Annotated in this window: 23 protein-coding genes; 12 read left to right on the top strand and 11 right to left on the bottom strand. The window is 66.2% G+C overall.

The features are described 5' to 3' along the window. Window positions 1–27: 27 nt before the first annotated feature. A complete protein-coding gene (locus tag H0P51_RS29050; protein ID WP_213016716.1) occupies window positions 28–2,898 on the top strand; it encodes a PE family protein in 2,871 nt (956 codons plus the stop codon). A gap of 287 nt (window positions 2,899–3,185) precedes the next feature. Here the strand turns inward: H0P51_RS29050 and H0P51_RS27035 are convergent, their stop codons facing one another. Together H0P51_RS27035 and H0P51_RS27030 are read right to left on the bottom strand one after the other, a co-directional pair. Continuing rightward, the gene (locus H0P51_RS27035; RefSeq protein WP_180915845.1) at window positions 3,186–4,136 is read right to left on the bottom strand and encodes a helix-turn-helix domain-containing protein; all 951 of its coding nucleotides are present in this window, start codon (window positions 4,134–4,136) and stop codon (window positions 3,186–3,188) included. Window positions 4,137–4,560: 424 nt separating this feature from the next. Continuing rightward, the gene (locus tag H0P51_RS27030) at window positions 4,561–5,205 is read right to left on the bottom strand and encodes a GntR family transcriptional regulator (protein ID WP_180915844.1); all 645 of its coding nucleotides are present in this window, start codon (window positions 5,203–5,205) and stop codon (window positions 4,561–4,563) included. A 69-nt stretch (window positions 5,206–5,274) separates the two neighbouring features. Between H0P51_RS27030 and H0P51_RS27025 the strand changes: the two genes are divergently transcribed. The 7 genes from H0P51_RS27025 (at window position 5,275) to H0P51_RS26995 (ending at window position 13,389) form a co-directional block, all read left to right on the top strand. Next, window positions 5,275–6,621, top strand: a complete 1,347-nt coding sequence (locus H0P51_RS27025; protein WP_180915843.1) for an LLM class flavin-dependent oxidoreductase — start codon at window positions 5,275–5,277, stop codon at window positions 6,619–6,621. Continuing rightward, window positions 6,614–7,798: a CaiB/BaiF CoA transferase family protein gene (locus tag H0P51_RS27020; protein ID WP_180915842.1), complete on the top strand. Its 1,185-nt coding sequence runs from the start codon at window positions 6,614–6,616 to the stop codon at window positions 7,796–7,798. Before H0P51_RS27025 ends, H0P51_RS27020 begins: the two co-directional genes overlap by 8 nt. A gap of 61 nt (window positions 7,799–7,859) precedes the next feature. Next, a complete protein-coding gene (locus tag H0P51_RS27015) occupies window positions 7,860–8,714 on the top strand; it encodes an HpcH/HpaI aldolase/citrate lyase family protein (RefSeq protein WP_246398930.1) in 855 nt (284 codons plus the stop codon). A 27-nt stretch (window positions 8,715–8,741) separates the two neighbouring features. Further along, entirely contained in the window at window positions 8,742–9,350 is a 609-nt protein-coding gene (locus H0P51_RS27010; protein WP_180915840.1) for a TetR/AcrR family transcriptional regulator, read from the top strand. Window positions 9,351–9,428: 78 nt separating this feature from the next. Then, window positions 9,429–10,793, top strand: a complete 1,365-nt coding sequence (locus H0P51_RS27005; RefSeq protein ID WP_180915839.1) for a flavin monoamine oxidase family protein — start codon at window positions 9,429–9,431, stop codon at window positions 10,791–10,793. A gap of 65 nt (window positions 10,794–10,858) precedes the next feature. Continuing rightward, window positions 10,859–12,385 carry a carboxylesterase/lipase family protein gene (locus H0P51_RS27000; protein ID WP_180915838.1) on the top strand — a complete coding sequence of 509 codons (1,527 nt, stop codon included), beginning with the start codon at window positions 10,859–10,861 and terminating at the stop codon, window positions 12,383–12,385. An 8-nt stretch (window positions 12,386–12,393) separates the two neighbouring features. Then, window positions 12,394–13,389 carry a D-2-hydroxyacid dehydrogenase family protein gene (locus H0P51_RS26995; RefSeq protein WP_180915837.1) on the top strand — a complete coding sequence of 332 codons (996 nt, stop codon included), beginning with the start codon at window positions 12,394–12,396 and terminating at the stop codon, window positions 13,387–13,389. A 3-nt stretch (window positions 13,390–13,392) separates the two neighbouring features. On the opposite strand, the gene H0P51_RS26990 is transcribed toward H0P51_RS26995, so the two are convergent. Genes H0P51_RS26990 through H0P51_RS26980 form a run of 3 tightly spaced genes read right to left on the bottom strand, consistent with a single transcriptional unit; the run spans window position 13,393 to window position 15,859 of the window. After that, a complete protein-coding gene (locus tag H0P51_RS26990; protein ID WP_180915836.1) occupies window positions 13,393–13,995 on the bottom strand; it encodes a TetR/AcrR family transcriptional regulator in 603 nt (200 codons plus the stop codon). Continuing rightward, a complete protein-coding gene (locus H0P51_RS26985; RefSeq protein WP_180915835.1) occupies window positions 13,992–14,777 on the bottom strand; it encodes an SDR family NAD(P)-dependent oxidoreductase in 786 nt (261 codons plus the stop codon). Before H0P51_RS26985 ends, H0P51_RS26990 begins: the two co-directional genes overlap by 4 nt. Continuing rightward, entirely contained in the window at window positions 14,774–15,859 is a 1,086-nt protein-coding gene (locus H0P51_RS26980; RefSeq protein WP_180915834.1) for an NAD(P)H-dependent amine dehydrogenase family protein, read from the bottom strand. Before H0P51_RS26980 ends, H0P51_RS26985 begins: the two co-directional genes overlap by 4 nt. A gap of 153 nt (window positions 15,860–16,012) precedes the next feature. Between H0P51_RS26980 and H0P51_RS26975 the strand changes: the two genes are divergently transcribed. Beyond that, on the top strand, window positions 16,013–16,435 hold the full coding sequence (locus H0P51_RS26975; protein WP_246398241.1) for a hypothetical protein: 423 nt from the start codon (window positions 16,013–16,015) through the stop codon (window positions 16,433–16,435). Here the strand turns inward: H0P51_RS26975 and H0P51_RS26970 are convergent. From H0P51_RS26970 to H0P51_RS26960, 3 genes are read right to left on the bottom strand one after another with little or no spacing between them, the layout of a single operon-like run. Continuing rightward, window positions 16,419–17,132, bottom strand: a complete 714-nt coding sequence (locus tag H0P51_RS26970) for a VC0807 family protein (protein WP_180915833.1) — start codon at window positions 17,130–17,132, stop codon at window positions 16,419–16,421. The two genes, H0P51_RS26975 and H0P51_RS26970, sit on opposite strands and share 17 nt — an antisense overlap. Window positions 17,133–17,176: 44 nt before the next feature. Beyond that, complete coding sequence (locus H0P51_RS26965; protein WP_180915832.1) at window positions 17,177–17,503, bottom strand: hypothetical protein; 327 nt, start codon at window positions 17,501–17,503, stop codon at window positions 17,177–17,179. Window positions 17,504–17,545: 42 nt separating this feature from the next. Continuing rightward, window positions 17,546–18,034, bottom strand: coding sequence for an anthrone oxygenase family protein (locus H0P51_RS26960; RefSeq protein WP_180915831.1), 489 nt, complete (start codon window positions 18,032–18,034; stop codon window positions 17,546–17,548). An 84-nt stretch (window positions 18,035–18,118) separates the two neighbouring features. Here H0P51_RS26960 and H0P51_RS26955 point away from each other — a divergent pair, with 84 nt between their 5' ends. From H0P51_RS26955 to H0P51_RS26945, 3 genes are read left to right on the top strand one after another with little or no spacing between them, the layout of a single operon-like run. Further along, the gene (locus H0P51_RS26955) at window positions 18,119–19,492 is read left to right on the top strand and encodes a WS/DGAT/MGAT family O-acyltransferase (protein WP_180915830.1); all 1,374 of its coding nucleotides are present in this window, start codon (window positions 18,119–18,121) and stop codon (window positions 19,490–19,492) included. Continuing rightward, window positions 19,493–19,966, top strand: coding sequence for an NUDIX hydrolase (locus tag H0P51_RS26950; RefSeq protein ID WP_180915829.1), 474 nt, complete (start codon window positions 19,493–19,495; stop codon window positions 19,964–19,966). It abuts the gene before it with no gap. A gap of 31 nt (window positions 19,967–19,997) precedes the next feature. Beyond that, window positions 19,998–21,245, top strand: a complete 1,248-nt coding sequence (locus H0P51_RS26945; protein ID WP_425488936.1) for a cytochrome P450 — start codon at window positions 19,998–20,000, stop codon at window positions 21,243–21,245. Here the strand turns inward: H0P51_RS26945 and H0P51_RS26940 are convergent. The 3 genes from H0P51_RS26940 to H0P51_RS26930 form a co-directional block, all read right to left on the bottom strand. Beyond that, window positions 21,242–21,667 carry a hypothetical protein gene (locus H0P51_RS26940; RefSeq protein ID WP_180915827.1) on the bottom strand — a complete coding sequence of 142 codons (426 nt, stop codon included), beginning with the start codon at window positions 21,665–21,667 and terminating at the stop codon, window positions 21,242–21,244. The two genes, H0P51_RS26945 and H0P51_RS26940, sit on opposite strands and share 4 nt — an antisense overlap. Before the next feature lie 63 nt (window positions 21,668–21,730). Continuing rightward, complete coding sequence (locus H0P51_RS26935; RefSeq protein WP_180915826.1) at window positions 21,731–22,177, bottom strand: hypothetical protein; 447 nt, start codon at window positions 22,175–22,177, stop codon at window positions 21,731–21,733. Window positions 22,178–22,233: 56 nt separating this feature from the next. Then, complete coding sequence (locus H0P51_RS26930) at window positions 22,234–22,833, bottom strand: TetR-like C-terminal domain-containing protein (protein ID WP_180915825.1); 600 nt, start codon at window positions 22,831–22,833, stop codon at window positions 22,234–22,236. Between the last annotated feature and the right edge of the window lie 21 nt (window positions 22,834–22,854).

Below are 22,854 nucleotides of genomic sequence, written 5' to 3'. Positions count from 1 at the left end.
TCGTCGGGCTCTGCTGGGAGGTTTGAAATGTCGTTTGTCTTGGTGGGTCCGGAGCTCTTGGCGTCGGCGGCGTCGGATGTGGCCGGCATCGGGTCGTCGTTGGCCGAGGCTGGTTCGAGCGCGGCGGCCTCGACCACGCAGATTGCGGCGGCCGCGGGCGATGAGGTTTCCGCCGCGATTGCGGCGCTGTTCTCGGGCCACGGGCAGCAGTTTCAGGCGGTCAGTTCGCAGGCGGCCGCGTTTCATGCGCAGTTCGTGGAGTCGCTGGCGGGGGCGGGTAGTACATACGGGTCTGCGGAGGCGGTGAACCTGGCGTCGCTGGGTGGTGGCGGGTTCGAGTTGTTCGGGTTGATCAATGCGCCGACGGAGTATTTGTTCGGTCGCCCGCTGATCGGTAATGGTGCTAATGGTGCAGCCGGCACGGGTCAGGCCGGTGCTGATGGTGGCTTGCTGTGGGGCAACGGGGGCAGTGGCGGGTCCGGCGCCGCGGGCCAGACCGGGGGAGCCGGTGGATCTGCGGGATTGATCGGTCATGGTGGGGCTGGCGGCGCGGGGGGTTCGGGCGCCGCGGGTGGTCATGGTGGGTCTGGGGGCTGGCTGTATGGCAACGGCGGGGGTGGCGGTGCTGGTGGTGTGAACGGGGTCGGTGGTACTGGCGGGTCGGCGACTTTGTTCGGTAAGGGCGGAACCGGTGGCGCCGGTGGCACCGGGGCGGTCGGCGGAACCGGCGGCAACGGCGGGTACCTGCTGGGCTCGGGTGGTGCCGGCGGCTCCGGTGGTAGCGCGGGCGGCAGCATGCTCAACGGTGCAGATGGCGGCACCGGCGGGCGCGGCGGCTGGATCTGGGGTCATGGCGGCGACGGAGGCGCCGGGGGGCTCGGTAGCGCACAGGGCGTCGGCGGCACCGGCGGTACCGGTGGTCACGGTGGGGCACTACTGGGCGGCGGGGGCAACGGTGGAATCGGCGGCGGGGGTGGCGACGGCACCAACGGCGGGGCCGGCAACAGCGGCAGCCCGCAGAACACGACTGGTGGCGCCGGAACCAGCGGCACCGCTGCCGGTGATGGTGGGATCGGCGGCCGCGGTGGCGACGGTGGCTGGCTGTGGGGGCATGGCGGAATGGGTGGTGAGGGCGGTGCCGGTGGGACCGGCGGTGCGGGTGGTGCCGGCGGCGCCGGCTACAGCACCACCAGCGCTGGCCGTGCCGGAGGCCAGGGTGGTTTGGGCGGAAACGGAGCGGCGGGCGGCAACGGTGGTGCTGGTGGCGCCGGCGGCAAGGGTGGCTGGCTGTTGAGCCCCGACGGCGCCAACGGTGACGGCGGCGCAGGCGGGACCGGGGGTGCCGCCGGAGCCGGCGGCAACGGCGGCAACGGCGGCAACGGCGACGCGAGCAACATCAACGGCGGGCTGGGCGGCAATGGCGCCAATCCCGGCGCTGCCGGTGCTGGTGGCATTGGTGGCGCTGCCGGTGGCATCGGAGCCAATTCCGGCGCTGATGGCCTTTCTGGCAGGCAGTTGGCGGGCGGCAACGGCGGCAACGGCGGCAACGGCTACGGCGACTTGAACTTCCCGAACTACACCGCCGGCGACGGCGGCGACGGCGGTCAATCCGGCAACGGCGGCGTCGGTGGCAATGGCGGCGACGGCGGCAGCGTCGGCGCTGGTAATGGCTTCGGCCACGCCGGCGACGGCGGGAAGGGTGGCGCGTCCTTCGGCTCCGGGACCCTGAATGCCACCGGCGGTAAGGGTGGCGTGGGTGGCAGCGCCGCTGGTAACAATTTCGCCGGCACCGGCGGTGCGGGCGGTGACGCCAACATCAACGACCCCGGGGGTATCGGCAGCGCGACCGGCGGCGCCGGAGGCAATGGCGGCAGTGGCGGCACCGGCAGCAACCCGGCCGGCGACGGCGGCGTCGGCGGCAATGCGTACAACGCGGGCACGGGTGCGACCACCGGCGGCCACGGCGGGGACGGCGGCGCGGCAGCCGCCAACGGCGGCCGCGGCGGTGCCGGGGGCCAGGCCAACAGTTCGACCACGACCGCCGCCGGCACGGTTACCGGTGGCGCGGGCGGTAACGGAGGTGCCGGCGCTGACGGTGGGGCCGCCGGCTACGGCGGGAGGGCTACCGTCAGTTCGTCCAGCTCCGCCGCAAATGCCGTTGGCGGTCAAGGCGGCACCGGCGGCTATTCGTCTGACAACGGTTCGCACGCTGTCGGTGGAAGGGGCGGAGGGGCACTCAACTACGGCAGCGGGAGCGCGGTCGGCGGACGCGGTGGCGACGGCGGCGTACTCAACACAGGCGGTATCTCCGACGGCGCAGACGGCGGCCTGGGGGGCAACGCAGAGGCGTACGGCACAGGTAGCGCCACCGGCGGGGGCGGCGGCAACGGTGGCCAAGGCATCAACTTTGGGCGCGGCGGCGATGGCGCGGCCGGCGGCTTAGCGACCGTCTCCAATACCGCCTCCCAGGCCGCGGCCACCGGTGGTGCCGGCGGCACTGGCGGGGCTGGCGGCACGGGCGGCGGCGCCACCTCCCAGGCCGGATGGGGTGGTAACGGCGGCGCCGGCGGCGGCGCGTCCAGCAATGGCCTGGGCAACGTGACCGGCGGTAGTGGCGGTGACGCCGGTGCCGGAGGCGGGGCCGGCAAGGGCGGAAATGGCGGCACTGGCGGCGACGGGGCCGCTACCAACACCGCATCGACCGCTACGGTCGTCGGCGGTAACGGGGGCGCCGGCGGAGCCGGCGGCCAGCAGAACGGCGCCGGCGGGAACGGCGGCAACGGCGGGAACGCATCTGCCCCCGGCGGTGCCCACGCACAGGGCGGCACCGGCGGCACCGCCGGTGCTGGTAGCGGAACCGGCAGCAGCGGCACACCGGGGACCGACGGTACGCCGTAGCCCCAGGCGGGACTCGCGCCGGACCGCGGGCGACGGGACCGAATCCCGGGAGCCATTTCACCGCAAATCTCAGCGGTGAAATGTGTACCCGGGATTCGGTGTCCTCAATAAGAAAAAGCGAATGATCGCTGAATGCAGCGATAGCGATTTCGACCAACGACGACATTTGTCTGGGTGCAAATGCGACGGGTCCGATAAAGCTGTTGCGTCACGGAATGTCGGTGACGCAGTGGCCACAAAGCCTCTGCGCTAAACGGGCATTTCGTCCGCGCTGGAATCTGAGGTATTCAGTGTCGCATATCGTCGTATGCCGAAGTCCTTGGCTTCGGCGAAGGCGGCGAAGGCGGCGCCGGCTGGCCGTGCAGGGTGACCCGTGGGTGCTGGCCGTAGTGCTGTCGGTAGTAGGCCGCGAACCGCCCGCCGTGGGCGAATCCCCAGCGCCTGGCGACCGCTGAGACCGAGACGGTGGCAGGATCGGCGTCCAGCAGCTCCTCGTGCGCTCGGCTGAGGCGCACCCGGCGTAAATAGCTGATCGGCGTGCAGCCCAGCTGTCGACGAAACATGTGCTGCAGTCCGCGTGGGGTCACGTGGATGGCGGCGGCGATGTCGTCGAGCGCAATGTCGGTGTGCGCGCGTTCGTCGATGAACGCGATGGCCCGCCGCATCAGGCTCGACTTGACTGGGTCGAGCGGGTCGGCCTTGGTCGACACGGTGCTGTGAAAGGTGTTGAGCACGCTGGCGGCCAGCAGTGACGCGGCGTTGCTGGCAATGGCCGGCGAGTCGCATGCTTCGGGCTGGCTGAGGATGTGATCGCGCAGGTAGTCAATCAGCGAGCTGAGTTGCTGGGCGGTCGCAGCCGACACCGGGCGGGGGGACAACAACCGCACCGGTCCGCGGTCCGTCGCTCCCGCGGCGGCCACCTTGGTCAGATCCGCCGTCTTGAATGTCACCATCTCGTAGCTGCCGCGCATCCCGACGGTTAGGTTCTCGGTGGGGAGGGCTACCACTTGGTCAGCAGGTGTCAGGACTTCGGTTTGACCGCCGGCCCGGTCTAGCTCGATGTAGCCGGTGCGAACCCGGGTCAGAACGATTCGGTCCAGCGGAGCCATGCGGTAGCGGATTTCGGAGTCGAGTTCAAGCTCGTCGAAGCTCATCGAACCCAGCTGCCGACGCCGCATGTGGACCGGGTTGCCCGCACCTTCGTCGGCGGTGAAGACCTGTGCGAATCTCTGACTCACGAAAGCTGCAGCCTTGCCCTCGTCGGTATCGTGGAAGGCGATAGTAACCACATTCGATCGCCAGTCACGGGTCCTTGCCAAGCCACGGACAACTCCGCCGAAACGGTGGTCCGCGGCCGAGGGCGAACCGTGGAGTCTCTTTAAAGCGTTAAGTATCAATAGCTTTCAACATCACAAGCTCGGGTTTGCACGCCGTGTTCGGGGCTGGGTGGGCAGGCTTTCTCCCCCGATCGGAGGAGAAAAGTTCATCCCGAGAATCCCTCAGCTATCCGAAGACTTGTGGCCGCGAGTAGACCAGTGTGGTCGGTGGAGAAATCCGCTTTCGGTATATCACAGCTGCGCAACGTATTTCGCCGACCTGGGAAATACTATTGCGGTCCCGCAACAGTTTTCACCATTGCGCGAACCCGCGGACCAGATGGGTTTAGCCGCGCTGTTCCAGCCACTTAGCCAATGACCGTCCGGCGTCCAGCACGTGCCGTTCGGCGATGGTGCGGGCACGCTCAGCGTCGGTGTCCGCGAACGCGTTGAGCAGCGCCTGGTGATCGTCGAGCGAGTGCTTCTCGTGGTCCGGGAACAGCGTCAGAAAGTTAGTTGGTACCACGCGCGCCGCCTGCTTGATCTGGGCCATCAGCCGCGGGGAATGCGCGGCGCGGTGAATCTTCTGGTGGAAGTGCCAGTTCGCCTCGCCAATGCTGTCGTCACCAGAGCGGGCGGCCACGTCGGCGGCTAGTTCGCGCAGCATGGCCAGCTCGTCCGGTTCCACCCGCTGCGCAGCCCAGGCGGCCGCTTGGCCGGTCAGCACACCCAGGATGGTGAAGCTGTCCAGCACGTCCTCAGGACTGATGCCGATCACGGTGACGCCACTGCGCGGAGCCACGCGGACCAGGCCTTCGAATGACAGTTCCAGCAGCGCTTCGCGCACCGGGGTGCGGCTGGTGGCGAACTCCTCGGTGATGGCGTCGAGGTCCAGCCGCGCTCCGGCTGGAAGCGTGCCGGTGAGGATGCGGTCGCGCAATTCCCGGGCGGCGCGCTCGCGCACGGTCCCGGAGATGTCGATCCTCGCCATTGGGGCAGCGTACCAAACTACACATCTAGCATTTGAAATCTAAAATATCAGATGTTAGATTCTCAACCCATGCGAACCGACAAGATGTCTCTGGTCGCCTTCATGCAGGCAGGCAGCACCTCGGTGTATGCCGGATCCTGGCGGCACCCCGCGACCGAGCACGGGTATCTCGACGCGTCCTACTACGCAAAGATCGGCCGTCAGCTCGAAGAGGGCTGTTTTGACCTGATGTTCTTCGACGACCGGTTGGCCATGCCTGGGGTCTACGGCAACTCGGTGCAGGAGGCGGTGCAATACGGCGCCCGGCCGGTCAAGCTCGACTTGAGTGTCGTGCTGGGGATTCTGGCTCAGGCAACGTCGCGCATCGGGCTCGGTGCGACCTACTCGACGACCTATTACCCACCATTCCACGTCGCGCGCACCTTCGCCTCGCTGGATCACCTGTCCGCCGGCCGCGCCGCCTGGAACGTCGTCACCTCGGTCAACGACAGCGAGGCACAGAACTTCGGCGTCGAGGCCCACCTCGGTCACGACGAACGCTACGACCGTGCCGACGAATTCATGGAGGTGGTCACCGGCCTCTGGGACACCTGGGAGGACGACGCCGTCCTGCACGACCGCTCGTCGGGCCATTACGCCGATCCAGCCAAAGTGCACGAGCTCCGCCACGTCGGGCAGTATTTTTCGGCGCGCGGCCCGTTGACGGTTCCCCGTACCCCGCAGGGCCGCCCGGTGATCATCCAGGCCGGTTCGTCGGGTCGCGGGCGCGAATTCGCTTCGCGCTGGGCGGAATTAATCTTCACTGGCGACCCGGGAATCGAGGTGGCCCGCAGCCATTACACCGACCAGAAGGATCGTATCGCCGACGCCGGACGTGACCCGGCCGCGGTGCGTATCTGCCCGATGGCCTACGCGGTGGTGGGGGAGTCGGAGTCCCACGCCAAGGACCGCGAAGCGATGTTCCTCAACGATCTGGTGCATCCGATGGCGTCGCTGACCCTGCTGTCGGAGTTGATGAATTACGACTTCGCCCAACATGATCTGGACGATCCCGTCACCGACGAGCTGATTGCGTCCGTCTCGGGTATCCGGGGACTGGTGCAGAACCTGCGCACGCACATCGGCGGCGATACGGTCACGGTGCGCGACCTGGCCGGCCACCGCGCCACCCTCCTGCAGGGGCCACGGTTCGTCGGGACTGGAGAGCAGGTAGCCGACCAGATGGTCGACTGGTTCGAAAGCGGCGCATGCGACGGATTCGTCTTGGCCGCAACGCATCTACCCGGCGCATTCGAAGATGTGGTGCGCATGGTTGTTCCGGAACTGCAGCGACGCGGCATGTTCCGCACCGCCTACGAGTCGTCGACGTTGCGGGGCCATCTGGGTCTACAACGACCCGTCGGTACCAATGCTTGACGGACTGCGGGTGCTCGATCTGGCCACCCTGGCGGCTGCACCCCTAGTCGCCACCTATTTGGGTGAGTTCGGCGCCGAGGTGATCAAGGTAGAGGACCCGCGCAATGGCGATCCCATCCGCTCGTGGGGCAACCAGCGTGACGGCGTCGGCCTGATGTGGAAATCCATCTCCCGCAACAAGAAATCAATAACACTGGACCTGCGCTGCAGTGACGGCCAGGAGTTGGTGCGCCGACTGGTTAGGCGCGCCGATGTCGCAATCTTCAACACCAGGCCCCAGACGCTGCGCAAGTGGGGCTTGGACTATCAGAGTCTGCGCGCGGTCAATGACCGAATTATCATGCTGCACATCACCGGATACGGGTTGACCGGGCCAAAGAGCGAGCGGCCGGGCTTCGGCACGTTGGGCGAGGCAATGAGCGGCTTTGCGCACATCACCGGTCAGGCCGACGGGCCGCCGACCCTGCCGCCATTCATGTTGGCAGACGGGGTCGCGTCGCTGAATGCCGCGTACGCCGTGATGATGGCGCTGTACCACCGCGACGTACACGGCGGGCCGGGCCAGCTTATAGACGTCAATCTTGTTGACCCGCTGGCGCGATTGCTAGAGCAGACGCTGTTGGGGTACGACCAACTCGGTTTGGTGCCCCAGCGCTCTGGTAACCGTTGGGACATCTCGGCGCCGCGCAACACCTATCGCACCGCCGACGGGCGGTGGCTGGCGATGTCGGGAAGTTCGCCGACGTTGGCGCTCCGGGTGTTCCGGGCGATCGGGCGTGGCGACCTGGTGCACGACGCCGACTTCTCCGATCCGCAGCGAAGGCTGGCCCGGGCCCGCGAGGTGGACGCGGTGGTGGCGGATTGGGTTGCCGGCAAGACACTTTCGCAGGCAATGCAGGTCTTCGAGGCGCACGACGTGGCCGCTGCACCCGTCTACGACATCGCCGACCTGGTGGGTGATGAGCAGCTTGCGCATCGGGGGGTGTTCGTCTCGGTCGACGACGCTGACCTCGGGCCGATGACGGTGCAGGCCCCAGTGCCGCGGTTCTCCTCGACGCCCGGAACGGTACGGCAGCTGGGCCCGCGCCTCGGCGAGCACAACGCTGAGGTGTACGGGGAACTACTTGGTCTGAGCCACAACGACATTGACGATCTGCGCGCCAAAGGCGTGCTGTGAGAGAGGGAAACAAGTGAGGCTTCGCCGTTCGGAGCTGGCGGTACCCGCGAGCAATGACGACATGTTCGACAAGGCCGCCGGTTGTGGCGCCGACCTGGTGTTCCTCGACCTCGAGGACGCGGTGCCTGTGGCGTTCAAGGAGTCGGCACGGGCCAAGGCGATCATTGCGCTCAACGAGATCGACTGGGGCCGCACCGCGCGGGCGATCCGGATCAATGGTTTGGACACCCCCTGGTGCCACGATGATCTGATCGATGTGGTGAGTAGGGCCGGAGCCAACCTGGACACCATCATCATCCCCAAAGCGCGCACCGCTCGCGACGTGTGGTGGGTGGATGTACTGATCACCCAACTGGAAGCGAAACTAGCTCTGAGCAACCAGATTCGCCTCGAAGTGCTCATTGAAGAGGTCGAAGGCCTGGCCAACGCTGAAGCCATTGCGGCGGCGAGCCCGCGACTGGACGCGCTGATTTTCGGAGTGGGTGACTTCTCGCTGTCCCAGGGCGCTCGGGTGGACACCAACTTCGTACCACTCGGCGAATACCCCGGTGATTTCTGGCAATACGCGCGCAACAAGGTCATTGTCGCGGCGCGCATTGCGGATATCGAGGCGATCGACGCGCCCTACCCCGACTATCAGGATCTCCTCGGATACGAGCGTGATGCGCGGCGGGCATCCTTGATGGGGTATACCGGCAAGTGGGCCATCCACCCGGGCCAGGTGCCGGTCGCCAACAACGTCTATGCACCCACGGCCGACGAAATCGCTTTGGCGCACCGTAATGTCGCGGCCTACCAGGAGGCGGCGTCGAATGGTCGCGGCGCGGTCGGGGTGAACGGTGTGTTGGTGGACGCGGCGCACGTCAAGATGGCCGAACAGACGCTGGCGCGTGCGGCGCTGATCAGCGGGGCATAATCTTCCAAGGTCGAGACGGGAGATCCGATGCCCTACGTCGAGTCCGCGGTGCGCAGCAAACAGGCTGTGGCCGCGGCGCGCGCGGTGCTGATACGCGATGGGGTCGGCGGCTTGACGATGCGTGCGGTCGCCACCGAGGCAAACATCCCGCTGGGCACGCTGCAGTACGTCTTCCCAACCAAGCAGGGCCTGCTGCGGGCGGTGTTCGAGGACATCGTCGCGGAGATCGCCGAGCTACTGCGAAACTCAGCGGAGCTGGAGGCCGGTCTGGCACGCGCGATTCGAGTCGGTTTGCGCAGCTTCTGGGCGGAGTTGGTGGTCAACCACCGCGACCTGCAGCTGGTGCAGCTCGAACTCGTCACTCACGCGTTGCGCACGCCGGGCCTCGAGGAGCTACCCCGCTGGCAGTACGAGCAGTACACCGAAATCGTTGCGCACTGGTGTGAGACGGCCGCGGCGAAGGCGGGCGAGACGAGTGCGATTCCCTTCGACCGACTGGCACGTGTTCTGGTCGCTGGCATCGACGGGCTGATTCTGCAGCACGTGATCAGCTCGGATACCGAGCGCGCACTCGCCGATCTCGATGTGCTGGCCGACACCGTGATCGCCCTGGCGACGGTCCGCGCCCAGGACTGACCCTTGCCTGACCGGGCAACGGTGGCTTACGCTCATGCGAACTAAGTCATACGACTGTATGAGTCGTGAGGAGCGGACATGACGGACGTGGATGTAGTCGTTGTCGGAGCAGGGTTGGCCGGGCTTTCGGCGGCGCGCAAGTTGGTCGCTGCCGGCAAGACCGTGCGGATCTTGGAAGCTCGGGACCGCGTCGCGGGACGGAATTTCGGCGGATCTCTGAACAACGGAGTGGCCGTCGAGCTCGGTGGCCAATGGGTGGGACCCGGGCAGGACACAGTGCTGGCGTTGATCGACGAGCTCGGCCTAGAGACGTTCCCCACCTACGACGCCGGGGATGCACTCACCGTTTTCGACGGCCAGAAGATCCGCTACTCCGACGCGACATTCGGCCTGCCTGTCGAAAGCCTCGCCGAGATCGCAAGGGTGTGGGGCCAACTCGAAATGCTCGCTGCTTCGGTACCACTCGAAGCGCCCTGGCAGGCGGAATCTGCGGCCGAGTGGGATCGGCAGACCTTCGACGACTGGCTCTCAGCCAACACGACCGACAACTTGGCGCTGCGATTTTTCCGGGTCGTGATGCCCACCTTGTTCTGCGCGGAAACCCCCGAAGTCTCGCTGCTGCACTTGTTGTTCTACGTCCGGGCGGGCAATGGTTTGGCCAGCATGCTGGCCGTGACCGGCGGCGCGCAGGAACTCCGCGTCGTCGGTGGAACACACCGGATCTCCGAACGGATGGCCACCGAACTAGGTAACCGCGTTCAGCTCGGGGCGGTGGTCCGCACGATTTCGCAAACCAACAGCGCCGTCACAGTCACCTACGAGAACCACGACGGGACCGAGACTGGCACCGTGACCGCCCGCAACGTCATCGTCGCAATCCCGCCGACCCTGGCGGGCCGGATCCGCTACCTGCCGCCGCTGCCGTCGGCTCGGGACTCGCTGACCCAGCAGTTCCCGGCTGGGTCGGTGATCAAATTCCAGATCGGCTACCCGACGCCATTCTGGCGCGACGCCGGCCTGAGCGGATTCGTCACCAGCCTCGACGACGCCTTCAACGTGGTGTTGGACAACTCTCCGTGCGACGGCTCGTGCGGTGTCCTGGTCGGGTTCCTGGACGGCGCCCACGCCCGGGAAGCTGCCCAGCTGTCCACCCAAGAACGGCACAAGCTCGTGCTCGACGCCCTGGTGAAGTATTTTGGACCCCAGGCCGGCGAGCCGTTCGACATCCTCGAAAAAGATTGGTCAGCAGAGGAATTCACTCGCGGATGCTACGGCGGGCGGCTAGCCGCGGGTGCGCTAACGCACTTTGGCAAAGCACTGGCCGAGCCCGTCGGGCGGATTCACTGGGCCGGCGCCGAAACGGCCCAGCAGTGGAGCGGTTACATGGACGGGGCGATCACCTCGGGCCGCCGCGCCGCCAGCGAGATCCTCGACACGGTGTAGCCGCGAGCCAGTTTTGCGGCACACTTCCTGCAGGGGGTTAAGTCGCCCGGCAGGGAGGTGAGTCTTTGAGGGACATTGCGTCAGAGGTGACCATCGATTCGGGTACCGTCCGCGGGCAGCGGTATCGCGACGTCTCATTGTGGCGTTCCATCCCGTACGCGGCCGCACCCGTCGGCGCGCTGCGCTTCCGGGCTCCGCAACCGGTGGCGCCCTGGACCGGTGTCAGGGACGCGACCCAGTTCGGCAACGCCGCGCATTCGCACCTGTTCAGCTCCCCCCTGGGCCTCGTGAAGCGGCAGATGCAGGACGAAGACTGCTTGACGCTCAACGTGTGCGCGCCCGCTGGCGGCGGTCCGCCCCGGCCGGTGCTCGTGTTCATCCACGGCGGAGGTTTTTTCGAGGGCAGCTCCGCGTTGCCCGTCCACAACCCCGAGCCGCTGGTGCACCGGTTCGGGGTCGTGCTCGTCACGATCAACTACCGGCTGGGCGGGTTGGGCTTCGTCGATTTCTCGCAGTACTCGCCGGACTTCCATTCCAATGTCGGTCTGCGCGATCAACTCTCCGCGCTGCAATGGGTGCGGCGCAACATCGCGGCGTTCGGCGGTGACCCGGATTGTGTCACCGTGTGGGGCCAGTCCGCCGGCGCCAGTGCCGTCCTCACACACCTCGCCGTGCCGTCCGCGAAAGGCCTGTTCCATCGCGCGATTGCGCAGAGCCCGGTACCCGATGCGGTGCGCACCCCGGACCAGGCCGCCGAAACCGCCCGCAGGGTCATCGAGGCACTCGGTATCGACTCCGATGATGCCGCCGCCGCTCTGCGCAAAGCGCCTGCCAAAGCGATCACCGGGGCAGCGATCCGGGTGATGCTGCGTACCGGACGCGAAGTCCCGTGCCAGATGTCGCTGGCCCCGGTGATCGACGGTGATCTGCTGCCGCAGGACCCGACCGCCGCGATTTCAGCCGGCCGGGCGCACCGCGTGCCGCTGCTCATCGGGACCATGCGCAACGAGATGGGTCACGCTGGCTGGGGGCCCATTCGGCAGTTCGTCGACTTGTTCCCGACCACCCCGCAGCGGGTCGATCGCATGTTCTCTGCCACCGACCCCAACGCTAAACCCGCTGTGCTCCAATACTATCCGGACTATCCTCGTAGCAGTGCGCTGACCCGCCTGGCCACCGATTGCTTCTTCGTCCGGCCGATGATCGCCGCGGCTGAGGCCCATGCTCGTCACGCGCCCACCTACCTCTACCGACTCGACTACGCCCCGCCGCTGTTGCGCTGGATCGGCATGGGTGCCATTCACGCCACCGACGTTCCGTTGGTGTTCGGTTTCGGCATGCAAACTGTCCAGCCCCTCGCGATCGGCGGACGCGCAGAGTACCGGGCGATGAGCGATTGGGTGCAGCGACGCTGGGTCGAGTTCGCCCGGACGGGCACCCCAGGTTGGCCCGTCTACGCAGACGACGAGGTTGCCGTCGTGATCGACCGGCCGGAACCGCATGTGGTCAACGGGCTCTACAGCGCGACGTGGGAAGCGTGGCGGCATTACGCCGGACCCCAGCGTGGCGCGAAACCAACTGCGGCGCAATAGGAGGCCGGATGGACAACCGCAGCGCACGGGTTGCGATACTGGACGACTACGCAGGCGTGGCACTCGATCTGGCCGACTGGTCGCAGGTGGCGCGGCGTTGTGAGGTGACTGTTTTCGATAGGCACCTATCCGAAGACGAGGCCGCCGAGGCGCTGCTGCCCTTCGATGTGGTGTGCACGATGCGCGAGCGAATGGCGTTTGGACGCGGCCTCATCGCCAGATTGCCGAACCTCAAGCTGATCACCATTGTCGGCCGCAGCTTGCCCAATCTGGACATGGCCGCCGCAACCGAGTACGGCGTACTGGTCGTCCACTCAAATTTCACCCACCCCCTCTTCCGCGCGGTCCGGGACGCCACGCCGGAACTGGCTTGGGGGTTGATGATTGCGACGGTGCGCAATCTGGCCGAAGAACACCGTCGGATGCGGGATGGAGGGTGGCAGACCACCACTGGTATGACGCTGTCCGGCAAGACCTTGGGACTGCTCGGTCTCGGCCGGGTCGGCAAACGGATGGCCGAATACGCGAAAGCATTCGGTATGCCAGTGCTCGCGTGGAGTCAGAACCTTACCGAGGAAGCCGCGGCTGAGGTGGGCGCGCGGCGGGTGGAGAAGTCGGCGCTGTTTGAGCACTCTGACGTGGTGTCCCTCCACCTGGTGCTCTCCGAGCGCACCAGAGGGCTCGTCGGCCGGCGTGAGCTGGCGGCGATGAAGCAAACTGCGTTCTTGATCAATACTTCTCGCGGTCCGCTCGTTGACGAGACGGCGCTCGTCGAAGCGTTGAGCAACGGGCGGATTGCCGGGGCGGGGCTGGACGTCTTCAACACCGAGCCGCTTCCAGCCGACCATCCGTTGCGAAAGCTGTCGAACGTGACGCTGTCGCCCCACCTGGGCTATGTCACCCGGGAAATGCTGGGCGCGTTCTATTCCGACACCATCGAAGGCGTGGTTGCATGGCTGGACGGCAGGCCCGCCCGGATCGCCAACCCCGAAGCGCTGCGATGACCGTCATCCGCTTTTGGAGCTCCAGCGTGGGCTCCGCACCGCGTCCAGGGCTTCGGCCACGCAGCGATCCAACGACGGCCGCGTCGAATCCTGCCTGACCCAGCGCTGGAAGCCGAAATCGGCTGCGGCAAAACTCAAGTGCACCAACAATCCTGGACGAATGTCGAGATTGGGATCCACGCCCATCCTTGCTGCGGTGACCCCGGTCGCCCGCTCCCGGTCCGCGGCAGTGTGAAATTTCAGCCGCTCCAACAGCTGTGGTGCCACCACTAACGCCGCGCGCCACTCTTCGGTGTCGGTCTTGCCGAAGGATCGGGTGCGGGCGATGATCGCGTTGGCCAGCGCGACGTCCGGTGATTCGCCGACCGGGCGTTCTTCGAGCAGGCTGATCACTTCGGCGCCGCCGTGACGGGCGGGCGCCAGCAGCAACTCTTCCTTGGTGGTGACATGCCGAAACAATGTGCGTGGAGAAACGCCTGCGGCAGCCGCGATTTCGTCTGTGGTGACCGTGTTGTAGCCACGCCTGGCGAACAGCCGGAAGGCCGCTCGCTGGATGTCAGCACGGATCTGGGCGCGCTGACGGTCGCGCAGCGACTCCCCGGTCACCGGAAACTGCCGATCCCGCCGTCGACGTGAATGGTCTGGCCGGTGATAAAGGTTGCGTCTGAGCCCAGCAGGAACGCGACCAGCGCCCCGACGTCGGTGCGCCCGTCGCCGATCCGCTTCATCGGAACGCGCCGCACCGCTTTCGCATAGTCGTTGGGGGCGAACTGTTTCCAGAGTCTGACGCCGTCCGATTCGGCGAACGGGCAGATCACGTTGACGCGAATGTTGTCGCGGCCCCATTCGAGTGCGGCGACCTTGGACAGGCCGCGGATGCCTTCCTTGGCCGCCGCGTAGCCACCCCACTTGGGCTCGCCGCCGGTACCCGTCCCGGAGCCCAGGTTGACGATCGAGCCGCCGCCGGCGGCGACCATCAACGGGTGCACGGCTTGCATGAGCAGAAACGTCGCTCGCGGACCGACGTCGTAGCCGAGCGCGAGGTCCTCGACGGTGATGTCGACGAACGCCTTGGGCTCGTTGGTGGCGATCGCGTTGTTGACCAGGCCGTGGACCGTGCCGAACGCCTCCACCGCCGCGGCCACGATCCGCTGCGCGCTGTCTGGGCGACGCAAGTCAGCCGTCAGCGACGAGACGCGCTGTCCCGCTTCGAATTCCGTCTGAAGCTCAGCGGTGGTTGCGCCGAGCTTGTCCTGCTGGATGTCGACCAACAGCACCGAGGCTCCGCGCTCCAGCAGCGCGGCGCTTACCTCCTTGCCGACGCCCTGTGCGGCGCCGGTGACGACGGCGACGCGCTCCCGCAGCGATGCGGGGTGTGAATAACTCACCGGGCCCCGCCCGAAAGCTGGCACGCCGGGCGTCCGGCGAATAGCGGCAGATCCAGGTAGGTCTTGATGCCCGGTGCGGCGGCGCATACGTCGGGGATGGCGTTGACGCAGTGGTTGGCCGTGGCCACCACACCGGGGTTGCGGACCAGCCCTTCGGCGACGGTCGGCGGTTGCAGTCCCTTGAAAGTCAGGTTCACCGTGGGGTCGCCGGTGATCTCGACCTCGAATCGTTCGCCTTCGCCGCCGAAGTTCCATGCGGGCTCCAGGTTGTGCTCACCCATCAGCCAGTTGACCGCTGCGGTGATGACGGGTTCTCCGTCGACGAGCGCCTGCCAGCGGAACCGGCGTGCGGCCACGGTACCCGCGGTGATCGCGAACGGCCCGTATTCGATGTCCGCGGTTGCCACCGCGATCTCCTGGATTGTTCGGATATCGGGATCGATGCGAAAACCTATGTGATCGGCGATCATTCGCACGGACATCTTGAATCCCTGTTCGAGCAGCGCGGCCATCGGCCCCTGCACCGCCTCCTCGGGTGTACCGCCGAAGCCCATGATGTGACGGACCACGTCCGGTGCGTTGTAGGTACGGATGTCGGAGAACTCTTCGGCGCGCACGTGGGTGACGGCCGAGGACAGTCCCGACACCATCAGCGGGAAGCGTTCGGTGATGCCGCCTGGGTGGATTCCCGACCCGTGCAGCGTGACGCCAGCCTCGAGTGCGGCGTCGGCGACGGCCCGGTGGCGGGGGTGGCTGAGGTCCGGGTAGACCCAACCGACCGGAGTGACTACGTTCTTGCCAGACCGCAGGATAGCCACCACTTCATCGTCGTTGGGCACCAGTGGGCTGTAGACGACGCAATCGGCGTCCAGCGCCAGGATCTCGTCGATGTCGTTGGTGGCGGTGACGCCGAGGGAACCGACACCCGCGATCTCGCCGACGTCGCGGCCGCTCTTGTCCGCGGAGTGCACCCAGCACCCCGCCAGTTCGAGCTGCGGATGATTCAGCACGCACTCGACGGCGGCTTTTCCGACCCCCCCGGTCGCCCACTGGATGACTCGAAGTGTGGGCGCAGTGGTCATGGGTCACCTTCCGACGGGACGAGTGATGCGACGGATGGCAACGTATGACTATTTGGCAGTGACTGTCAACGAATGCACGGGAATCTCTGAAACCGGCGTCCATGCACCGGGAAAGGCCGATACTTTTCCCAGCTTCAGCAGGAAGGACAACAGGTGCGCAAGACAGTCATCGCAGCAGCAGCAGCAGCAGCGGTCGCCGCCGGGTGGACGGCGACACCTCCGGCCGCCGCGGACAATCCGGTCTGTACCAGTACGTGGTGCTCGTTCTTGTCGCCGACCCGCAACATCGGCTGCGAGATCGACTACCACCGGGGCAGCGGCATCGCCGACGAAACGTACTGCCAGACCAACTCGCCGCCGCAGTCGGTACATATGAGCCCCGACGGCTCGTTCAAGAGCTGCTCGGGGGAGACCTGCCTGGGTAATTCGGGCCAGGGCACCCCGACGCTCGCCTATGGTCAAACCGCCGCGCTGGGTCCTTTCACCTGCCGCTCCGAATCCAGCGGTGTCACCTGCACGGTTACCTCGGGCCGAGGATTCAGCCTGTCCAGCTCAGGCGTTACGCCGGTCGGCTGACGGAAGCGGCGCGATGGGCGGCCGCCTGGTCGGTGCGACGGATGAATCGGCGCAACAGGGTCGTGGCACTCGCGATGCAGACCACCAGCAGCGTCGGACCGACCGTGACGATCAGGATCTGCGAGATGTCGACCGACAGCGTGAAGATGCACGCGACCGCGGCGACCGGGAACATGCCGCAAATCAGCCCGAGGCGCACACAGAGGCGGGTATGCAGGCTGTGCCAATCGCGGATGTCCTGATCGGTCCAGCCCCGCTGCGGGAGCGCCGCGTCGGCGAGGCTGGGCGCGATCGCACCGGCGATCATCTTGGAGGTGGGCTTGCGCACCACGCCGCTGGCCACCACCGACCAGACCAAGAACGTCGCCGGAATGAGTTCGGTGACCTGCACAATGCGCGGATTTTTCGTCGTGAATGCGACGGCCAGCGAGACCGCGGCGCAGACCAGCACCGCCACGTTGACGAATTCGATCTTGCGTTTGCGCACCACGGTGTAGAGGCCTTGCAGGGTCGCGACGACGATCGCGCCCACCAGGGCCAGGTAGGGCGTGACGCCGAACAAACGCAGGCCGTAATACGTCAAAACCGGCGGCACGGTGTTGATCACGGTGGTCAGGGCGTATTCGCGAAGGCTCTTCGGTGCGTCGAACCCGGCGTTCGCGGACGCGGGCACGGTATCGGGGTTCGGCTCGGACACGCACCGAGCGTATCGGAGTCCCAGATCGCGCTTGTTAGCCGACCCTAAGTTGTGTTGCGGCGCCGGGCAGCGGCGCCGCGGGTGAGCCGGTCAATGACGGCGTGGCGGGCCCTTCGCACCGGATGGCGCAGCGAGGCGGTGTCGGTGGGATCGGGGTCGAGGACGCTACCCGCGGTCACCACCGTGGAATCCAGCGCGTTACCCAGCCGGCGGTGACCGCCCACCCGGTGTACCAGGTATCCCGCCAGCGCCACGCCGGCCAGCGTTATGGGCACGGCGGGGTTCGCCCAGGCCCATCGTCGCGCGGCGGTCACTCCGGCGGTGCCCGCCTTATGCATCAAACGCGTCGGGATGCCGGATCCATTGCCCACGTCGCCTCGTCTCCTCGTGCTCTGCTGAGAACCTACCTGGCGTCAGCGGCGTAGCAAGCCAACGCCGAGCAGTGCCGCACCGAGCAGGGGGCAGATGGTGCGTACGTGGTTCCACGCCGTCCAGGGCCCGGAGTAGGCCTGCCAGGCCAGACCTGCATCCGTCGCGAGGCGGACTCGGTCCAGTTGTTCGTTGAGCGGCACATTGCATGCGGCGGTGATGACGAGCGCGACGACCGCGAGCACCGCACCGGCCAGTAGGTATCCGCTGCCGCGCCGCTGCAACTGTGTCACCGCGACGATGCCGACCGCCAATGCCGCGACCGCCGCCCCGAAGAACAAGATCAAGAACGGGGGATTGGCCTGTGCCTCAGCATTTATGGCGCGCATCGCAACAACCGCGTCAACCGGGTTGATGCGGTTAAGTCCGCGCATCACGAAGGTGGAGAAAGCGAAGAACAGGCCGCCGACGGCCGCGTTGCCGAGAGCGGCGACGATGGTCAGAACACTGACGGGGCTGACACGCTTGGGCATAGCGGCCATCCAATCAGGGCACCAACGCCCTCGTTTCGTGCAGGGCCATTACGTCCGCGCCCATCTCCGGGGTGTAATGACCGGATGGAACTCATGGTGCCCACCGACTCGATGTTTCTGCTCAACGAATCTAGGGAGCATCCTTTGCACGTCGGCGGCTTGTCGCTGTTCGAGCCCCCGGAAGGGGCCGGCTCCGAGTTCGTCCGGGAGTTCTACGAAGCCCTGATCGCCAACGACGAATTCCAGCCCACCTTCCGTAAGCATCCGGCAAAGATCGCGGGTGGAATAGCCACTCTCGCTTGGGCTTACGACGACGAAGTCGACGTCGACTACCACGTGCGACGCTCGGCGCTGCCGTCGCCGGGGCGGGTGCGCGACCTGCTCGAGCTGACGTCGCGGGTGCACACCGCCCTGCTCGACCGGCACCGCCCGCTGTGGGAGCTATACGTGATCGAGGGCCTCAAGGACGGCCGGTTCGCGATGTACACCAAGATGCACCACGCACTGATCGACGGCGTCTCAGCGGTCAAGCTGATGCAGCGCACCTTGTCCACCGACCCCGACGACACGCACGTCAAGGCGATGTGGAGCTTGCCGCGGCTACCCTCAGCGAAGCCACCGAGCGGCGGTAGCAGTCCGCTACGATCCCTCGCCGGATTGGCGGGTTCGCTCAAAGCTGTTGCGGGAGTTGCCCCGTCGACTTTAAGGCTGGCCCGCGCCGCGCTGCTGGAGCAGCAGCTGACGCTGCCGTTCGCCGCGCCGCACACCATGCTCAACGTCAAGGTCGGGGGAGCGCGGCGCTGCGCGGCACAATCCTGGCCGCTGGAGCGAGTCAAGAGGGTCAAGGCGGCCGCCGGTGTCACGGTCAACGACGCCGTGCTGGCGATGTGCGCCGGCGCATTGCGTTACTACCTGCTCGAGCGGGATGCGCTCCCCGACACCCCGCTGGTGGCGATGGTCCCGGTGAGCCTGCGTTCGGAGGCCGACGCCGACAGTGGCGGCAACAAGGTGGGCAGCATCCTGTGCAATCTGGCCACCACTGTCGAAGACCCGGCGAAGCGGATCGAGATCATCGCGGAGTCGATGCGTCGCAACAAGAAGGTGCTGGCCGACCTGCCGTCCTATGAGGTGCTGGCGTTGTCGGCGCTGAACATGGTGCCGCTGCTGCTGGCCGGTGTCCCAGGCTTTCTCTCGGCGGTGCCGCCGCCGTTCAACATCGTCATCTCCAACGTGCCTGGGTCGGGGGAGCCGTTGTACTACGGCGGCGCACGACTCGACGGCAGCTATCCGCTGTCCAACATCCCGGACGGCCAAGCGCTGAACATCACGCTGGTCAACAACGCTGGCAACCTGGACTTCGGTTTGGTCGGCTGCCGTCGCAGCGTGCCCCATCTGCAGCGCCTACTCGCGCATTTGGAGTCGTCGCTGACAGACCTGGAGCAGGCCGTGGGAGCCTGAATGCCCAAGCTCAGTGCGGGTTTGCTGTTGTACCGGACACACTTGGGCGAAATGGAGGTCCTGATCGTTCATCCCGGCGGTCCGTTCTGGGCGCGCAAGGACGACGGCGCCTGGTCGATCCCGAAAGGTGAGTACGCGCAGGGAGACGACCCATGGTCCGCCGCTCGACGCGAGTTCGCCGAAGAGATCGGGCTGCCGCCACCCGACGGGACCCGGATTGAACTCGGCGAGGTGAAGCAACCGGGTGGCAAGCTCGTCACCGCCTTTGCCGTCGGGGGCGACTTGGACATCACCAACGCGTGCAGCAACACCTTCGAGATGGAGTGGCCGCGTGGGTCGGGAAAACTGCGTGAATTCCCCGAAGTCGATCGCGTGGAGTGGGTTCCAATGGCGCGGGCCGAGATCAAGCTGCTGAAGGGCCAGCGGGTGTTCCTGGATCGCCTGAGGGCGCACTCCGGCATAGCGGGTTTGTGAGCCGGCCGGCTCCCTCGTTGGCACAGGCACAATGGGCTCCATGCCGATATTGCCGTCTCAGTCCACCGTGCAGGCCGACCCGCAGGCGCTGCTACTGCGGTTGCTGGACCCCGCGAATCGGCCGGACCCCTATCCAGTGTGTGCGGAGCTGCGTGATCTCGGCCCGGTCGAATTGCCCGGCAGCAACTTCGTCATCTTCTCGTCATACCGGGATTGCGACGAGGTGCTACGTCATCCATCCTCTAGCAGCGACCACCTCAATTCCACCTCCGCTCAGCAGCGGGATGAGGCCGATCGGTCGGCGCGTGCCCAAACACCGCCGGGATTTCTCTTCCTTGACCCACCCGACCACACCCGGCTACGCAAACTGGTCAGCAAGGCGTTCGTGCCGAAAGTGGTCAGCGCGCTACAGCCCGAGATTGATGCCCTGGTGGACGGGCTCCTGGACCGGATCGCCGAAAAGGGCAGCTTCGATGTCGTCGCGGATTTCGCCTATCCGCTGCCGGTGGCGGTGATCTGTCGGTTGCTCGGGGTGCCCTTGGAGGACGAGCCCAAGTTCAGCCGCGCGTCGGCGGTGCTCGCGAAGTCGTTAGACCCGTTTTTCACCGAAGGCCCACCAGAAGAGATCGACGGCGCACTCGACGCCGGTGCGAGCCTGCGCGAGTACCTGCACGGCCTGATCGAGCTGCGGCGCCGGACCCCGGGCGAGGATTTGATGTCGGGATTGGTGGCCGTGAATGAGTCCGGCGACCAGCTGAGCGAAGAGGAGATCGTCTCGACCTGTCTGCTCCTGCTTGTCGCTGGGCACGAGACCACGGTGAACCTGATTGGCAACGCCATCCTGGCGATGCTGCGCGATCGCCGGCAATGGACGGCGTTGAGCAACGATCCATCCCGAGCGGCAGCCGTGGTGGAGGAGACCCTGCGCTACGACCCGCCGGTGCAGCAGCTCAGCCGAATCGCACTCGAAGACATGAGAATTGGCGACACTCACGTGGTCAAGGGCGACATGATGACGCTGCTTGTGGCGGCCGCCCACCGGGATCCCGCCGAGTTTGACCGCCCCGACATCTTCGACCCGGACCGTGTTACGGTGCGACACCTGGGTTTTGGACGCGGCGCCCACTACTGCCTCGGTGCCCCGCTGGCCCGCCTCGAAGCTAGCGCGGCGCTAGCGGCCGTGACGGCGAGGTTCCCCGACGCGCGACTGTCCGGCGAACCGGTCTACAAGCCGAACCTCACTCTGCGAGGTCTGTCGACGCTGACGGTCGCCGTCTAACTTCCGTTGTTGCGGCCCAGCCGACCGCCGGCCAAATTGATCAGCAGCGGAATCGGTGTGGCAATGGGTCGGGTGGCTTCCGCATCGTGATATGCGCCGATCGTGAATTCACCCGTGGTCTCGATTGCAAACGAGAGTTGGGGTGTGAAGCAACGATACTTAGATGGCTTGCTTTCCTCGTCCGGCCATTGCCAGGCCGAACGCAGTGTGCCGCGTATGGCTCCGCCGGGATCTTTCGCGACAATGAACAATTCCGGGTCGAAATCCCCACCGGCCGGCGCATGCACGACCAGCACCAGTGGAACCGTCAGCCATAACGGAACCTGGTTGACGTCGTAACTGGTTGTCGGGAGGCGGGTGGCATCGATCGCGGAATCGTCAATGTTGGCGGACCCCGCCACCAGCAGTGCGGCTACATGCATCCCGACAGCTTAACCGGGGGAGGTTGGCGAAAACTCGGTGTTCGCAGTACCGATCGAATCAACTCATATTGCTGCTTCGCCGGCGTCGCCGTCGACAGCGGGGCTGGTCTCGGCCTGCACGATTGACATCGGCACGGGTGTGGACAACTCGAATTTGCCGTCAGCGTCGTAATAGGCGCCGACGGTGTATTCGCCTTCGGTCTCCACCTGAAATGTGAGTTCCTGGGTAAAACACCGGAACTTCGAGGGCAGCTTTCCGTCATCGGGCCAGTGCCACGCCGCGCGCAGCGATCCCAGCGGTTCGCCTGCCGGGTCCTTACAGACGACGTGCAGGTCCGGGTCGTAGTCGCCGCCGGCCGGCGCGTGCACCACTAGCACCACCGGAACCTTTACCCATAAGGGCATTTGGTCGACCTGAAACCACGCCATAGGAATGGAAGTGGCGTTGATCGCGCCATATTCGTCGAACGCGGCGGTGCGTGCAACGAACAGTGAACTTACGTGCAGCATCAAGACATCTTAAGGCTGCGCCGCGTAATCCCCGCTGTGGCCGCGCCATTCAGACGTCATTTGCTAGCCATCGCGTGCCAGGCCAGGTCCGCGATGGCGACGCAGTAGTCGTCGTCGATGAGGTCCTCTGAATACAGCGCGCGGACATTGAGCGGCGCCAGCACAATCTGAACCGCGGCAAGGGTGTTGACTCCATCGCGGATCTCGCCGCGTTCTCGGGCGCGATCCACTACCGAGCGGACGACGCCGAAGCGTCCCCGCCAGTAAAGCATTCGGGTTTCGTTATCGTGATGGCCTCGACTGTCCATAACCAGCGCGCGCAGGAAGGTGCGACCCACTGACGTGTTGATTTGCGCGGCGACGCTGCGGGCCAGCGCGATCAGGTCTCCTCGTAGCGAGCCGGTATCTGTGATCGACCGCAATACGTCAATATCTCCGAGAGCGGCATCGACGATCAGCCGCTGCCGCGTGCCCCAATAGTGGTAGATCGCGCCCGCGTCCAGTCTGTGGCGCTCGGCGAGCGCCTCGATGCTGAACCGCTCTACTCCCCAGTGGGCCAGCTCATCGAGCACGGCCGGCATGACCAGGTCCCGGATATCGGCAGGTACGGAACTGCGTAGCGCATCTGGTTTAGGTGGGTTGTGCGACGGCTGCATACCTGCCCCCTTTCTGAGGGT

The organism is Mycobacterium vicinigordonae, assembly GCF_013466425.1.
In the GTDB taxonomy this organism is placed as follows: Bacteria; Actinomycetota; Actinomycetes; order Mycobacteriales; family Mycobacteriaceae; genus Mycobacterium; species Mycobacterium vicinigordonae.
The sequence above is the reverse complement of the archived record's forward strand: the minus strand, read 5'-3'. Positions and strand labels throughout refer to the sequence as shown.

Bases quoted from the DNA above. Each gene is read 5' to 3' on its own strand.
- H0P51_RS26980 (WP_180915834.1), bottom strand. From the start codon at position 15,859: ATGACCACTGCGCCCACACTTCGAGTCATCCAGTGGGCGACCGGGGGG.
- H0P51_RS27015 (WP_246398930.1), top strand. From the start codon at position 7,860: ATGTTCGACAAGGCCGCCGGTTGTGGCGCCGACCTGGTGTTCCTCGAC.
- H0P51_RS27030 (WP_180915844.1), bottom strand. From the start codon at position 5,205: ATGGCGAGGATCGACATCTCCGGGACCGTGCGCGAGCGCGCCGCCCGG.
- H0P51_RS27005 (WP_180915839.1), top strand. From the start codon at position 9,429: ATGACGGACGTGGATGTAGTCGTTGTCGGAGCAGGGTTGGCCGGGCTT.
- H0P51_RS26955 (WP_180915830.1), top strand. From the start codon at position 18,119: ATGGAACTCATGGTGCCCACCGACTCGATGTTTCTGCTCAACGAATCT.
- H0P51_RS29050 (WP_213016716.1), top strand. From the start codon at position 28: ATGTCGTTTGTCTTGGTGGGTCCGGAGCTCTTGGCGTCGGCGGCGTCG.
- H0P51_RS26940 (WP_180915827.1), bottom strand. From the start codon at position 21,667: ATGCATGTAGCCGCACTGCTGGTGGCGGGGTCCGCCAACATTGACGAT.
- H0P51_RS26935 (WP_180915826.1), bottom strand. From the start codon at position 22,177: ATGCTGCACGTAAGTTCACTGTTCGTTGCACGCACCGCCGCGTTCGAC.
- H0P51_RS27025 (WP_180915843.1), top strand. From the start codon at position 5,275: ATGCGAACCGACAAGATGTCTCTGGTCGCCTTCATGCAGGCAGGCAGC.
- H0P51_RS26960 (WP_180915831.1), bottom strand. From the start codon at position 18,034: ATGCCCAAGCGTGTCAGCCCCGTCAGTGTTCTGACCATCGTCGCCGCT.
- H0P51_RS26930 (WP_180915825.1), bottom strand. From the start codon at position 22,833: ATGCAGCCGTCGCACAACCCACCTAAACCAGATGCGCTACGCAGTTCC.
- H0P51_RS26995 (WP_180915837.1), top strand. From the start codon at position 12,394: ATGGACAACCGCAGCGCACGGGTTGCGATACTGGACGACTACGCAGGC.
- H0P51_RS26950 (WP_180915829.1), top strand. From the start codon at position 19,493: ATGCCCAAGCTCAGTGCGGGTTTGCTGTTGTACCGGACACACTTGGGC.
- H0P51_RS27020 (WP_180915842.1), top strand. From the start codon at position 6,614: ATGCTTGACGGACTGCGGGTGCTCGATCTGGCCACCCTGGCGGCTGCA.
- H0P51_RS27010 (WP_180915840.1), top strand. From the start codon at position 8,742: ATGCCCTACGTCGAGTCCGCGGTGCGCAGCAAACAGGCTGTGGCCGCG.
- H0P51_RS26945 (WP_425488936.1), top strand. From the start codon at position 19,998: ATGGGCTCCATGCCGATATTGCCGTCTCAGTCCACCGTGCAGGCCGAC.